This is a genomic window from Methylobacterium sp. Gmos3, assembly GCF_056430985.1.
The window spans coordinates 198014-211385 of record NZ_JBWJYL010000004.1 but is presented as its reverse complement, the minus strand read 5'-3'; the positions used below and the strand labels follow the sequence as shown (position 1 = coordinate 211385).

General features: G+C 70.2%; 15 protein-coding genes. 5 read left to right on the top strand and 10 right to left on the bottom strand.

Annotated elements, in window-relative coordinates; all coding sequences use genetic code 11:
* Positions 1-7: 7 nt before the first annotated feature.
* The gene (locus ACS5Q7_RS09915; RefSeq protein ID WP_478339394.1) at positions 8-2254 is read right to left on the bottom strand and encodes a transglycosylase domain-containing protein; all 2247 of its coding nucleotides are present in this window, start codon (positions 2252-2254) and stop codon (positions 8-10) included.
* Between the two features lie 220 nt (positions 2255-2474).
* On the opposite strand from ACS5Q7_RS09915, the gene ACS5Q7_RS09910 reads away from it, so the two are divergent.
* Positions 2475-2972 carry a YcgN family cysteine cluster protein gene (locus ACS5Q7_RS09910; RefSeq protein WP_478339155.1) on the top strand — a complete coding sequence of 166 codons (498 nt, stop codon included), beginning with the start codon at positions 2475-2477 and terminating at the stop codon, positions 2970-2972.
* A gap of 9 nt (positions 2973-2981) precedes the next feature.
* On the opposite strand, the gene ACS5Q7_RS09905 is transcribed toward ACS5Q7_RS09910, so the two are convergent.
* The 3 genes from ACS5Q7_RS09905 to ACS5Q7_RS09895 all read right to left on the bottom strand — a co-directional run bounded on the left by ACS5Q7_RS09905 (position 2982) and on the right by ACS5Q7_RS09895 (position 4956).
* Positions 2982-3632: an NrsF family protein gene (locus ACS5Q7_RS09905; RefSeq protein ID WP_478339154.1), complete on the bottom strand. Its 651-nt coding sequence runs from the start codon at positions 3630-3632 to the stop codon at positions 2982-2984.
* Entirely contained in the window at positions 3632-4189 is a 558-nt protein-coding gene (locus ACS5Q7_RS09900; RefSeq protein ID WP_478339153.1) for a sigma-70 family RNA polymerase sigma factor, read from the bottom strand. Before ACS5Q7_RS09900 ends, ACS5Q7_RS09905 begins: the two co-directional genes overlap by 1 nt.
* Positions 4190-4302: 113 nt before the next feature.
* On the bottom strand, positions 4303-4956 hold the full coding sequence (locus tag ACS5Q7_RS09895; protein ID WP_478339152.1) for a DUF1223 domain-containing protein: 654 nt from the start codon (positions 4954-4956) through the stop codon (positions 4303-4305).
* A 312-nt stretch (positions 4957-5268) separates the two neighbouring features.
* On the opposite strand from ACS5Q7_RS09895, the gene ACS5Q7_RS09890 reads away from it, so the two are divergent.
* Complete coding sequence (locus ACS5Q7_RS09890) at positions 5269-6090, top strand: glycosyltransferase family 2 protein (RefSeq protein WP_478339151.1); 822 nt, start codon at positions 5269-5271, stop codon at positions 6088-6090.
* 5 nt (positions 6091-6095) lie between these two features.
* Here ACS5Q7_RS09890 and ACS5Q7_RS09885 read toward each other — a convergent pair whose 3' ends face one another.
* The 3 genes from ACS5Q7_RS09885 to ACS5Q7_RS09875 all read right to left on the bottom strand — a co-directional run bounded on the left by ACS5Q7_RS09885 (position 6096) and on the right by ACS5Q7_RS09875 (position 7962).
* Positions 6096-6872, bottom strand: a complete 777-nt coding sequence (locus ACS5Q7_RS09885) for a creatininase family protein (protein WP_478339150.1) — start codon at positions 6870-6872, stop codon at positions 6096-6098.
* 65 nt (positions 6873-6937) lie between these two features.
* On the bottom strand, positions 6938-7474 hold the full coding sequence (locus ACS5Q7_RS09880) for a protein phosphatase CheZ (protein ID WP_478339149.1): 537 nt from the start codon (positions 7472-7474) through the stop codon (positions 6938-6940).
* Positions 7475-7578: 104 nt separating this feature from the next.
* Positions 7579-7962: a response regulator gene (locus ACS5Q7_RS09875; RefSeq protein WP_238250447.1), complete on the bottom strand. Its 384-nt coding sequence runs from the start codon at positions 7960-7962 to the stop codon at positions 7579-7581.
* Between the two features lie 242 nt (positions 7963-8204).
* Here ACS5Q7_RS09875 and ACS5Q7_RS09870 point away from each other — a divergent pair, with 242 nt between their 5' ends.
* Entirely contained in the window at positions 8205-9191 is a 987-nt protein-coding gene (locus ACS5Q7_RS09870) for a bifunctional riboflavin kinase/FAD synthetase (protein ID WP_478339148.1), read from the top strand.
* 49 nt (positions 9192-9240) lie between these two features.
* On the top strand, positions 9241-9459 hold the full coding sequence (locus ACS5Q7_RS09865; RefSeq protein WP_478339147.1) for a DUF2093 domain-containing protein: 219 nt from the start codon (positions 9241-9243) through the stop codon (positions 9457-9459).
* 40 nt (positions 9460-9499) lie between these two features.
* Here ACS5Q7_RS09865 and lpxK read toward each other — a convergent pair whose 3' ends face one another.
* The 3 genes from lpxK to ACS5Q7_RS09850 are packed head-to-tail and all read right to left on the bottom strand — an operon-like array spanning position 9500 to position 12599.
* Positions 9500-10492 carry a tetraacyldisaccharide 4'-kinase gene (lpxK, locus tag ACS5Q7_RS09860; protein WP_478339146.1) on the bottom strand — a complete coding sequence of 331 codons (993 nt, stop codon included), beginning with the start codon at positions 10490-10492 and terminating at the stop codon, positions 9500-9502.
* Positions 10492-11811 (bottom strand): 3-deoxy-D-manno-octulosonic acid transferase, encoded by a 1320-nt coding sequence (locus tag ACS5Q7_RS09855; RefSeq protein WP_478339145.1) that lies wholly within the window; start codon positions 11809-11811, stop codon positions 10492-10494. The genes lpxK and ACS5Q7_RS09855 overlap by 1 nt, the downstream gene beginning before the upstream one ends.
* Entirely contained in the window at positions 11808-12599 is a 792-nt protein-coding gene (locus ACS5Q7_RS09850; protein WP_478339144.1) for a lysophospholipid acyltransferase family protein, read from the bottom strand. Before ACS5Q7_RS09850 ends, ACS5Q7_RS09855 begins: the two co-directional genes overlap by 4 nt.
* Positions 12600-12786: 187 nt before the next feature.
* Between ACS5Q7_RS09850 and ACS5Q7_RS09845 the strand changes: the two genes are divergently transcribed.
* On the top strand, positions 12787-13323 hold the full coding sequence (locus ACS5Q7_RS09845; protein WP_478339143.1) for a VIT1/CCC1 transporter family protein: 537 nt from the start codon (positions 12787-12789) through the stop codon (positions 13321-13323).
* The last annotated feature ends 49 nt before the right edge of the window (positions 13324-13372 follow it).

Below are 13372 nucleotides of genomic sequence, written 5' to 3'. Positions count from 1 at the left end.
TCATGCCTCACGGCAGGGCGATGCGGCCGCCCACGGCGCGGGCGCCCTCGGCGACTTCGCGGGCGGGAGCGGCGGAGGCGCGGTCGTCCGAGCCCGGCTTGGCGTTGACGCGCGAACGCTCGGCGGCGCGGAACAGCCCGTTCAGCCCGCCGATCACCTCGAAGGAGCGGCGAGAGAGCTTGCCGAAGGCGCTGGCGTTCGGATCGACGGGCGCCGTGGCACCCCCCGCCGCCGCCTGCGCGGCCGCCTTCGCACTGTCCTTCAGGCCGGGCAGGCCCTTGATCTCGATGCCCTGGTGGGCCGGTTCCATGACGTCGTGCCAGGTTTGGGCGGGCAGCGAGCCGCCGGTCAGCTTGTTGGTGGAGGTGTGGTCGTCGTTCCCGTACCAGACGGCGGCGACGTAATTGCCCGTGTAGCCGACGAACCACGCGTCGCGGTAGGCGTTCGTGGTGCCCGATTTGCCGGCGACCTTGATGCCTTCGAGCTGCGCCCGTTTGCCGGTGCCTTCCTCCACGACCTTATTCAGCATGAAGTTCATGTCGGCCACGACCTGGGGTGACAGCACCCGCTCCGGCGCCTCGTCGGCGTGGCGGTACACGACCTCGCCAGAGGAATTGCGGATTTCGGTGGCGGCGTAGGGTTTCGCCTTGAAGCCGCCATTGGCGAACACGGCGTAGCCCGCCGCCTGATCGATCACCGTCACCTCGTCCGAGCCGATGGGCAGGGACACGGTGTCGATGAGCGGCGCCGTCACGCCCATGCTGTGGGCCATGGCGATGATCTTGGCGCGGCCCGCCTTGGCGGCCTTCGCCTCGTGGGAGATGCCCATCGCCTTGCCGAGGGCGATGGAGATCTTGATCGGGATCGTGTTGATCGACTTCGCCACCGCGAGCCACATCGGCACCCTGCCGGTATAGGAGCGCCCGTAATTCTGCGGGCACCAGTTGCCGATGCAGACCGGGCTGTCCACCACCGTCGTGTCCGGCTTGAACTGACCGGAGGCGAGGGCCGCCGCGTAGACGTAGGGCTTGAACGACGAGCCCGGCTGGCGCATCGCGTCGGTGGCGCGGTTGAACTGGCTCTCGCCGTAATCGGCGCCGCCGACCATGGCGCGCAGCGCCCCGTCCGGATCGAGGATCACCATCGCCGCCTCGTCGACGTCGTAGGCATCGCCGGACTTGCGCAGGATGTCGGCCACCACCTCATCGGCGCGCTTCTGCACGGCGAGGTCGAGGGGTGTCTTCACCGTGAGCACCCGGTCGCGGATCTTGCCGCTGTCGGCCATGGCCTTCACCTGACCGAAGGCCCAGTCGAGATAGTAGTCGGCGGTGATGTCGCGGGTGCGGGTGACGGGTGTCGCCGGATTGCGCAACGCCGTCTGAATCTGGCCCTCGGTGACGAAGCCGGCCTCGACCATGTTGTGCAGCACGTCCGCCGCGCGGGCGCGGGCGGCGGGCAGGTTCACGTGCGGCGCGTATTTCGTCGGCGCCTTGAACAGGCCCGCCAGCATCGCGCCCTCGGCGAGGCTGATGTCCTTGAGCGGCTTGCCGAAATAGTAATCCGCCGCCGCCACCGCGCCGAAGGTGCCGCCGCCCATGTAGGCGCGGTCGAGGTAGAGCTTCAGGATCTCGTTCTTGGTGAGGTGGCTTTCCAGCCAGAAGGCCAGGAACGCCTCGTTGATCTTGCGCTCGAGCGAGCGCTCATTCGTCAGGAACAGGTTCTTGGCGAGCTGCTGGGTGATGGACGAGCCGCCCTGCGTGTTGCCGCCGCCGCGCGAGTTGTTCACCAGCGCGCGCAGCGTCCCGATCGGGTCGATACCGTAATGGTCGTAGAAGCGCCGATCCTCCGTCGAGATCAGCGCCTTGATCATGATGTCGGGAAACTGGTCCAGCGATAGGGAGTCGTCGTGCTTGATGCCGCGCCGCCCGACCTCCGTGCCGTAGCGGTCGAGGAAGGTGACCGCGAGGTCCTGCTGCTTCAGCCAATTGTCGCTGGTGAGCTGGAAGGCCGGCTGCGCCAGGGCGAGCATGGCCAGGATGCCGCCGGTGCCGAGGGTCAGCGCCTCGCTCGTGAGGTCGAGGCCGATCCGCTTCCAGCCGCGCACGGCGAAGCGGCTCATGAAACGCTGGAAGCGCTCGTAGGCCTCGCCGGTCGAGCGCCCACTGTCGTAGAGCGACGCGTTGACCCACGCGTCGAAGGCGAGGGCCGCGCGCTCGATGCGGGTCTTGATCGCGTTCAATCTGGGCAGGCGCACGGTGATCGGATCCGGTGTTCGGGCGCCCTCGCGGCTACCCATTCCTTATCAGGGTTGCACGGCGGCGGCGAGGCGGCACGATGCGCAGGTTAACGCACGGACGCCTTCGCGGGCCCGTTTCCCAGCGGCGGGATCGTGATCGCGGTTAACGCGGCAATTGCGGCGCGGGCGGGACGCCGGCTTGCCTCGGGCCGTCGCGTCGGGCAGACGGACGCGGCCGATGTCCCGATCCTTCCCCAAATCCCAGCCCCTCGCGGACGCGCCGTTCTGGCGGACCAAGTCCCTCGAAGAGATGTCCCCCAACGAGTGGGAGAGTCTGTGCGACGGCTGCGGCCGCTGCTGTCTCATCAAGCTCGAGGATGAGGATACCGGCGAGGTGATGCACACCGATATCGGCTGCACGCTGCTCGACGGCTTCGCCTGCCGTTGCCGGGATTACACCCACCGCCAGAGGAAGGTGCCCGATTGCGTGCGCCTGACGCCGGAGGCGGTGCGCTCGATCCCCTGGCTGCCGCCCACCTGTGCCTACCGCCTCGTGCGGGACGGTTTGCCGCTCTACCCCTGGCACCACCTCGTCTCCGGCGACCGCGCCACGATCCACGAGGCGGGCATGTCGGTGCGCGGGCGCCTCGCGGGGACAGAGGAGGAGTTCGGCGAGGACGAATATCCCGAGCGCATCGTGGACTGGCCCGCCCTCTCGCCCGACGACGAGAGATAGGGCGACGCCTCAGTCCCGCGCCGTCGAGAGCAATCGCCCGCCCGCCAGCATGTTGAGGACGATCACCCCGACCACGACAACGGCATGGACGAGAAGGTCCGACACCGTCGCCAATTCCGGGTGGAACGGCACGAGGAGCGTCGCGGCGGCTCCCGCGACGGCGAGGCCGGCGAGCGCCGCCGTCAGGTTCGGGCGCAGGGGGCAGGCCCGGCGCAGCATCGCGACGATCAGCAGCGACAGCGGTACCGAAACGCAGACGAGAAACGTGAGGCAGCTCAGCGGCCCGTGCTCGTCGTGCAAGTCGAGAGCCGGGCTGAGCCAGGCCCGCAGGCAACCGAGCCCACTCGCGGCGACCCAGAGGGCAACGGCCGGCAGCGGCAGCAGCGCCCAGGCGGGCGAGCGGCCCGGCACGCTGGTCGCGAAGGCGGCATAGGCCGCCGTGATCGCGGTGAGCACCCCCCCGGCTGTCGAGAGCCAGAGGTCCGCGCGGCCGGTGCGGTGATCCAGCCCTATCATCGCGAACTTCGAGGCCAGGAGGGCGCCGATGACGACAGCCGCGCCGAGCCACAGGGCTGCCCGCAGCGAGGGACGGGGCAGGGGCCGCACGGGTTCGAGGTGCCCGGCAAGATCCTCGACGAGCCGGTCGTGGCGCGTGTTCATCATTCACTCCCCGGCGCGAGGCTGGCGCGCAGCGCCTTCAGGGCCCGGTGCAGGTTGACCTTGAGGGCGTTCTTGCTGCGCCCGGTGAGGGCAGCGGTCTCGTCGAGGCTCAGTTCGCGCAAGCCCAGATGCTCCACCGCCTGCCGCTGCCCCTCCGGCAGGGCGGCCACCGCCCGCGCCAGGGCCGCGCCGCGATCCCGCGCCTCGAGGCCCGCGCCGGGTGCCGGCATGGGATCGACTTCCGCCTCGTAGGCGAGGGGATCGAACACCTCCTGCGGACGCCGCGAGGTCCGGCGCAGGCGGTCGATGGCCCGGCGCTGGGTGATGGCGCGCAGCCATGGCATGAAGGGGCGGGCGGGATCGTAGCTCGCCCGCGCGGCGTGCAGGGTCATCAGCGTGTCCTGCACCACGTCGTCCACCGCATCGCCGCGCACGCCCTGCGACCGGGCGAACCCGGCGATGACCGGCAGGCAGGCACGCAGCAGCGCGCGGTAGGCGGACGCATCGCCCCGCTGCGCCGCCGCCATCAAGCCCGCCAGTTCGCCTTCGAGCGCCATCCTGGTTCCGGCCCGTGCCTCACCGCGCGCGCATTCTAGCCTAGACGGGAGATATGCGCGACCGATCGGGGCGAACCCGCCGGGCCCGAAGGCGAAGGAGGCGGCCATGGGCGTCAGCCTCCGATCCGCGCGGCGCCGATCACCCGGCCCGACCCGTCCTGGACGATGACGGCGGCGGCCTCCCCCGTCGGCCAGGGCAGGGTCCATTCCCGCGCCGCCCCGGACCAGCGGCCGATCTCGGTCACCGAACGGACGACGTTCGCCTGGGTGATGGTGCGCCCCGCATTCTCGCCCCGGGCGACCGAGGTGACGTGGTTCGGATCGAATCCGACGAGCGTGACGGTGCCAGAACCCGTGCCGGCGCCGAGGCGGACCGTAAGACCCCCCTCGCGTCCAAGGCTCACCGGCACCGCCTCGCCGGCCCGCGCCCTCGCCGCTGCGATGGCCGCGCGCACGGAGGCCTCCTGCGATCCGACGAGGCCGGTATGCCCGTCGATAACGGCTTCGGGGGTGTAGACCTGCCCGTCGAGCCGCCCCGCATAGGCGTGCTGCCGCTGGGTGGCGGCCGGCAGGGAATAGGTGTCCCGCCAATCGAGGTGGTTCCAGTAGGTGACATGGTAGGCGAGCGGCAGCACGTCGCCGCCCTCGTGGGCCAAGGCCGAGAGCACCGCCTCGGCCGGCGGGCAGGACGAGCAACTCTGCGAGGTGAACAGCTCCACCACCACCGGGCGGGCGCTGGCGGGGGACAGCATGGACAGCGCAGCCACGGCGAGAGCGGCCGGCCGGCGCAGCGCAAAGAGGGCATTTCGCATCGTTCGGGTGCCTCCAGCGGGACAGACCTGCCCCACGCACACCCATTCGCCCCCTCGCTGACGGCGGTTACGCCCGACCCGCGGTTTTTTGGAGCGGCCTTCGCGAACAGCAACCATAGATTTCGTACTGCCAAATATTCGCGCGCAAATGCGGTGGATCTCGCGGGATCCCGCCGTTTTCAACGCCGAACGCGCCATGAGCCCGAAATCATGGGGCCATAGAATGCTACAGGACCGCAGCGTTGAACCTTGATCGGATCGCTTGAGATGAACGGGAACCGTCCCGGCCGCCTCGATGTCATCATGCCGGCCTACAATGCCGCGGAGACGATCGCGGAGAGCGTACGCAGCGCCCTCGCATCGCCCCTCTGCCGGCGCGTCCTCGTGATCGATGACGCCTCCCGCGACGACACCGCCGCCATCGTCGACGCCCTGGCGGCGCGGGCCATGGGCCGGGTGGCACTCACCCGGCTGACGCGGAACGGCGGACCGGCCTATGCGCGCAACATCGGCCTCGCGCTGGCCCAGACGGATCTCGTTGCCTTCCTCGACGCCGACGATCTGTACGAGGACCGGGCGCTCGACGTCGCCGTCGCCGCCCTCGACGCCATGGCGGATCTCGCCCTCGTCCGTCTGGCGCTGAAACCGCTCGGCCTCGCGTCGGCCTTTCGGGACCATCCGAGCTTCCCGGAGGCCTGGACGTCGGTGACGTTCAGCACGCCGAGCAACGTGGTGGCCCGCCGCCGTGTCATCGTGGATGCCGGCGGCTTCCCGGAGAATGCGCTGTTCCGGCGCCACGGGGGCGAGGACGTCGCGCTGTTCAGGGCGATCACCCGCATCTGTCGGACGGGCACGCTGTTCACGGAACCGGGGGTCCTCTACCGCATCCGGCCGTCTTGCGCGGCCCTGCGCATCCTGCGCGCCCATCTCGACCCCACGCCAGCGCCCGAAATCGAGGCCGACATGCCGAGGGCGGAGGCAATCACCGAACGCATCATGCAGCGCCTTCAGGTGCTAAGCCCCCTCGCGGCCCGCGATCCGGTCGTCGTGGAAGTGCTGGTGACGTGGTCGCCGCTCGACGCCGCCTGATCCGGTCACAGGTCGAAGCGGCTCACCTCGCCGAGCAAGTCGATGAAACGCCTCGCGCCGTGAGCGAGCAGGCGCTCGCCCAACTCCGCGCTGCCGAGACGGGCATCGCCGATGGCGCCGGACGGATTGAGGTCGCCGGCCTTCCAGGCGAGCGCCGCCGGGCGGCCCGTGCGCAAGATTGCGTGAGTTCGGGCGATCTCGGCGCCGCGCGAGGGGAAATCCGCGATCCGGTCGCAACGCACGAGGTCCGGTCGAAGGGCCAGCATCAGCGCCGTCTCGATCCCGCCAGCATGGATACCGTGGGTGATCTCATCGGCGGGAAACAGCCCGTCCGGGTAGCCGAGCCGGCTCCACGAGGTCGTGACCGCGACCATGCCAAGCCGGTTGCGCAAGTCACCGGCCACGAGGTCGATCAACGCCGAATTGCCGCCGTGACTCGTGACGATGACGAGGCGGGTGCACCCCGCCCTGGCGATGCCCGTGCCGATCTCGGTCCAGGCGGAGAGCGCCGTGCCGGTGGTGAGGGTGAGCGTGCCGGGGAAGTCGTCGTGCTCGTCGGATTTGCCGATGGTCTGGATCGGCAGGATCAGGGCATCGATGTCGTCGGGCGTCTGCGCGACGACCCGGTCGAGATAGCCCCTGGCGATGTCGGTGTCGGTGGAAAGCGGCAGGTGCGGCCCGTGCTGCTCCGTGGCGGCCACCGGCAGGACCGCGACCGTCCGCGCCCGATCGCGGGCGGCGAACTCCTCGGTCGTCAGATCGGACCAGTATCGCGCCGCCATGTCCTCACACCGTCCGAGCCCGGCCCGGTGACGGTGTAACCGTCTCCCGGCGCCGGAGTCGATTGTCAGGCGAACAGCGCGTCGATGTCGTCCTGGCTGGTGGCGATCTCCTGCGCCTGGGGTCCGTTGAGCATCAGCTCGGCGGCACGCTCGCGGCGGGCGCGCTCGGCGGGATCGGAGATGGCGGCATCGCGCGCCCGGACGGCACTGATGAAACGGTCGAGCCGCTGTTCGAAGCTCTGGAGCGCGTCCACCACCTTGGAGATTCGCTGCCCGGTGATGTCCTGAAAGGCACAGGCCTCGAAGATCGTCCCGACATGCTCCTCCAGCACCGGCCGGCCTTCCGGCCCGTCCGGCATGTTGAGAAGCGATTCGGCGGCGGCCATGATCCGGTTGGTCGCCCCGGCCGTGGCGGCGAGGACGCTGCCAAGCTCCTCGTGCGCCATCGGAATCCGGTCGCGGGTCATCTCGTTGGCGCGCAAGGCCGCGATCTCGTCGCGCATATGCGTGATGTATTCGGCGATCTGGATGAGTTCGGAGACGACGGCCGCCGACTCGAACTCACGAATATCGGCGGACATTCGCCGCTGCGCGTCAGACATCTGCTCAACCTCGAGTGCAGGATCGCCGTCTGTGATCCGCCCATCCCCCCTGCCGTCCTGCCGGGGGCACGCGGCGGATGCGCCGTCGCACCCCGGTCGGGCCGTCAGCTGCCGCAGACGGCTTCGATCTTGGACTTGAGCGTCGCCGCGTTGAACGGCTTGACGATGTAGTTGTTCACGCCGGCCTTCTTGGCCGCGATGACGTTCTCCGTCTTCGACTCGGCGGTGACCATGATGAACGGCGTCGTGCGCAGGCTCTCGTCGGCCCGGACATGGCGCAGAAGCTCGTAGCCGGTCATCGGCTCCATGTTCCAGTCAGAGATGACGAGGCCGTATTTGCGGCCCTTCATGCGGGCGAGGGCGGCCGTCCCATCGGAGGCGTCGTCGACCTCTTCAAAGCCGAGCTGCTTCAGCAGGTTGCGGATAATGCGGACCATCGTCTGGTAATCGTCGACGACGAGGATCGGCATGCTCAGGTCGAGAGCCATGAACCAAATGCTCCGAAGTCACCCGGGGAAACTGATCGCCCGGATTGTTGGATTGTCCTGTCCGGCGGCATGACCGCGCGGAACCTGTCGAGACCTTAGCCGTACCGTCTTGCAAAGGCGTTAAAGCGCTTGAAGAGACCTCGCTTGACCGGCCGTGCCCGTTTCGGCAGGGTCCGGCCGCGTCAGGCCTCGGGCGGACGCCCCCGCCTTCCGGCGCTTTCGCGAGTTTCGACCCGGGATCCATGGCCTCAGGCGACGATACGACCGCGCGGCCCTTCCTGCTCTGCCGTGCGGACGAGCCCCTGCCCGCCGGCCTGCGCGGGGCGGTCGCGGCAATCGGCAATTTCGATGGCGTGCACCGTGGCCACAGAGCGCTGGCGGCGGCCGTGCGCGAGGAGGCGAGGGAGGGCCACCGCCCCGCAGTGGCCCTCACTTTCGAGCCGCATCCACGCGCCTTCTTCCGCCCCGATGCGCCCATGTTCCGCCTGACGGGCGAGCACGCCAAGGAAATCCTTTTCGCCCATAGCGGGCTCGACGGACTCATCGTCCGCCGCTTCGATGCCGATTTGGCGGGCACCGGCGCTCGCGCCTTCGTGATGGAGTTTTTGCGCGACGGGCTCGGGCTGTCGGGCGTGGTGGTGGGCCACGACTTCCATTTCGGCCGCGCGCGCGAGGGAACCCCGTCCGTGCTGCAGGAGCTTTGTCGCGAAGCCGGGATGACCTGTCGGCTGGTCGATCCGGTCGCCCTGTCGGGGGAGGAGGAGCCGGTGTCGTCCAGCAAGATTCGCACGGCCCTGGCCGATGGCGACGTGGCTCGGGCGAATGCGCTGCTGGGCTACCGCTGGTTCGTGACGGGCAAAGTCCGCCACGGCGACAAGCGCGGGCGCGTGCTCGGCTATCCCACTGCGAACCTCGCTCTCACCGATTGCGCCCTCGCCCACGGAATCTACGCGGTGCGGGTCCGGCGGCAGGACGGGGCGATCAACGACGGCGTGGCGAGCTACGGCCGCCGGCCGACCTTCGATGACGGCGCGCCGCTCTTGGAGGTGAACCTGTTCGACTTCTCGGGCGACCTCTACGGCCAGGAGCTGGCGGTGGAATTCGTCGCCTACATCCGCGGCGAGGAGCGGTTTGCCAGCGCCGATGACCTGATCGCGCGGATGCATCTCGATGCCGCCGAGGCGAGGCGGCATCTCGCGGCCGACACCGTGCCCTCCATGCTCGCCTGAACGGGTGGGACGGGTGTAGAAGGGCGCGGTTTGTCGTCGGAGGCGTGACGTGCTGGGCCGGTTGGATCGTGGACATTCGGGTGAGGCGGTCGTCTCCTACGGCGACGGCACGATGCGGGTGGTGAAGCCCGGCAGCTACGTGCGCTGCGCGGTGACGGGAGATGTCATCCCCCTCGACAATCTCCGCTATTGGAGCGTCGCCCGGCAGGAGGCCTATGCCACGCCGGACGCCCTCATGCAGCGCTTGAAGGAACACGGTCGTCCGTGAACACCGCCAAGGGGTTGCGCCGGAAAATCGAGGCGCAACTTCAACGGTGATTCGCTGCCGAAGCCAGGGCCTGAGCCACCTGCTGGCGCAGGGAATCCGGCTGCTCGAACGTGAGCAGGACGGGCAGAACGGACACCGACTCCAGCACAGCCGGGGGCAGGCGCACCGCATCCTTCTCGGTGGTGATGAGCCGGGCTCCGAGGCGGTCGGCCTCCGCGCTTAGGACCGTCCAGTCGCTCTCGCGATAGGGATGATGGTCCGGGAAGGCGCGGGTGGCGGCGAGCACCGCGCCCTGCTCGCGCAGCGTCGCGAAGAATTTTTCCGGCCGCCCGATTCCCGCAAAGGCAAGCCAGCGCCGGCCCGCGAGGTCCGTCCGCTGCGGCGTCAATTGCGCGCGATGGACGGGCAGCCCCCGCGCCCCAGCCTGCGCGGCAACGGCTTCGCCCGCCGCTCCCTCACCGACGAGGATCACCCCGCCGACATGCGGCCATTGCCGCTCCAGCGGCACGCGCAGGGGGCCGGCGGGGAAAGCGCGTCCGTTGCCGATCCCGGCGGCGGCATCGATGACGGCGAAGGAGAGGTCCTTCACGAGGCTCGGATTCTGCAAGCCGTCATCCATCACGATGACGGTTGCCCCCAGGCTCCGGCACAGGGCGGCCCCGGCGCGGCGGTCGCGGGCGATGATCGTGGGCCCGGCGCAGGCGAGGAGAAGCGGTTCGTCGCCGACATCGGCGGCGCCGTGCGACGCGGGTTCGACCCGAACGGGGCCGGCGAGGCGCCCGCCATAGCCCCGGCTGAGGAAGACGGGTCTCTCGCCCAATTCTCGCAGGAGCGCCGCCACGGCGAGCGCCGAGGGGGTCTTGCCGGCGCCGCCCAGGGTGAAGTTGCCGAGACAGATCACGGGGCAGGGCGCGCGCGCGCCGCGCCGGTCCATGCGGCGGGCACCGGCCGCACCGTAGAGGGCGCCCAGCGGCGCCAGCAGCCGCGCCATCGGGTGGCCCGGCCCGGCCTGCCAGAAGCCGGGCGGGCGCATTAGGCCCGGCCGCGCGCGGCCGGGTTCAGGCCCTGCAGCTTCATCTGAGCGACGAACGGGTCGAGCACCGCGAGGGTCCGTGCCACCGCGCCCTCGAACGGTTGCAGGGCGACGTGTCCCGCCTCGGCCATCTGCGCGAGGCGGGTGGGATCGCCGAGCAGCCGACCGACGGAATCCGCGAGTTCGGCCCCGTTGGCGACGAGGGCCGCGCCGCCGGCCCGGTCGAGGGCATCGTAGACCTGCGTGAAATTGCCCGTATGCGGCCCGTGCAGCACCGCCGCATCGAGGCGGACCGGCTCGATCGGGTTCTGGCCGCCGCGCGGCACCAGCGAGCCGCCAACGAAGACGAGGGGGCTCAGCCGGTAGAAGAGGCCGAGTTCGCCGATCGTGTCGGCCACGTAGAGATCGACGCTCGGATGCGGTCGCCCCCCCGCCGAGCGCCGGGTGTTTCGCAGGCCGGCGGCGGCGGCGCAGGCGGCGGCCTCGGCGCCCCGTCCGGGATGGCGCGGGGCCAGCACCGTCAGCAGGTTCGGGAAGCGGCCCTTCAGCTCGGCATGGGCGTGGGCGATGGCCGCCTCCTCGCCGTGATGCGTGCTCGCCGCCAGCCAGACCGGACGCCCGGCCAGCATCGGGCGGAGGTAGTTCAATTGCTGCGGGTCCACGGGCGGGACCGGCGCGTCGAACTTCAGGTTCCCCGCAATCGCGACGCGCGGGGCACCAAGCTTGGCGAAGCGAGACGCATCCTCCTCCGTCTGCGCGAGGCAGATGGCGATGCGCGACAGCAACGCCGCCGCCGTCCGCTTCGAGCGCTCCCAGCCGCGGAAGGAGCGCTCGGACATCCGCCCGTTCACGAGGATCAGCGGAATGTCGCGCTCGTCGAGGGCGACGATGGTGTTCGGCCAGATCTCCGATTCGGCCACCACGGCGATGTCGGGCTGCCAATGTTCCAGGAAGCGCTCGATCCAGCGGGGCGCATCGAGGGGCACGTATTGATGCACCGCGCCGGGGGGCAGGCGCGCGCCGATCAGGTCGGCGGCGGTCCGGGTGCCGGTGGTGACGAGCACCGAGTAGCGGCGGGCGATCATGCCCTCCACCAGGGCGACGAGGGACAGCACCTCGCCGACGCTCGCCCCGTGCATCCACACCAGCGGGCCGACGGGACGGGCGCGGCCCGGCAGGCCACGCCGCTCGCCGAGGCGGCGGGGATCCTCCTTGCCGCGACGGGCGCGCCACGCGAGCAGACCGGCCACCGCCGGTTCGCCGATGCGCAGGCCGGTCCGGTAGAGCCGCAGGGGAAGCGTCAGCGGGGGCCGTCTCACGCGGCGACCTCCGGCAGGCCTGCGACAGGGCCGGCACTCTCGCCGTAGTAGGCCGCGCGGTCATGACGCCCGACCATCGCGTAGGCGCGAGCGTGGACCCGGTCCATCTCCGCCTCGACGTGCCGGCGCAGGCGCTCGAACTCCTCGCCTTCGCATTCGCGCGGCACGTAGACCGGATCGCCGAGCACGATGGCGGCTCGGCCGAAGGGCAGGGCGAGGCAGGCGCGATCCCAGGATCCGAAGCGGATATGGCGGCTCATCACCACCGCCGAGGGGACGATGGGACGTCCCGAGAATCGCGCGAGGGTGAGGATGCCGGCGTCGCAGCGCCGGGTCACCTTCGGCACATCGGCGCTGAAGGCGACGCATTCCCCGGCCTTCAGGGCCTTGAGCATGGCACGAAGCCCCTCCGCGCCGCCCTTGGCACGGGCATCCGCCGCCCGGCGCCGGCCACGGGCGCCGGACGCGCGCATCACCCGCACGCCAAGGCATTCGAGGGCGATGGTGTTGATGTCGCCATCCGGGTTGCGGGAGATGATCGTCGCGACCCGGTCGGTCGCCCGCATCATCAGCGGCATCTGGATATGCTGGCCGTGCCACATGCCGAAGATGGCGGGCAGTTGCGCATCGAGCCACGCATGGGCGGCGGCCTGATCGCCGGACGGCCGCGAGCCCGTCTCCATGGTGAAGCGGTTCGTGGCGCGGACGAGGCGCAGGTAGCCGGCGGCGAGGCGTCCGAGCGCCCGCTTCACGAGCGGCTGTCGAAGAAGGCGCTTGAAGAAACTCATCACGGCCCGCGTGTCAGGCCCGGCGGCATAGACCCGCGAGGCGGACGGGTTCAAGCCGCCCGCGCACAAAGTCCGCCCCGGCGACGACCAAAGAGACCCTGCGCACAGGCCTCACAAAGACGTGTCACACCATTGTTTTGAGCTATTCCAAATTGTAGATTGGAACAGTTCCAGAAAGGGGGTCGTGATGGCGATGGTGATGGAAGAGGCGGCGGCAACCCTGGCCGAAGCGCGGCGGGACCTCGTGCTGCGCTATGTCCAGCCCGGCCTCGCGGGGCTGATCGACGGCTCGGTCTCGACGCTGGCGCCGATCTTCGCCGCCGCCTTCGCGACCGGGCACAATTGGTCGACCTTCCTCGTGGGGCTCGCGGCCTCGGTCGGGGCGGGAATCAGCATGGGCTTCACGGAAGCCCTGTCGGACGACGGCAGCGTGACCGGGCGGGGCAGCCCGCTGGTGCGCGGTCTCGTCTGCGGTGTGATGACCACCATCGGCGGCCTCGGCCACACGCTGCCTTACGCGATCCCGGATACCCTGCCGCCGGGCTGGCCCAACGCCTTCACGCTCGCCACAAGCCTCGCGGTGGCGGTGGTGGTGATCGAGCTGGCGGTGATCGCGGGCATCCGCACCCGCTACATGGCCACGCCGTTCTGGCGGGCGGCGCTGCAGGTGATGCTCGGGGGCGTGCTCGTCCTCATCACCGGGATCGTGATCGGCAGCGCTTGACGGCGGCGCCCGCCGCCGCGATGCCGGGGGCGAAGTCCGGAGCGCCCCC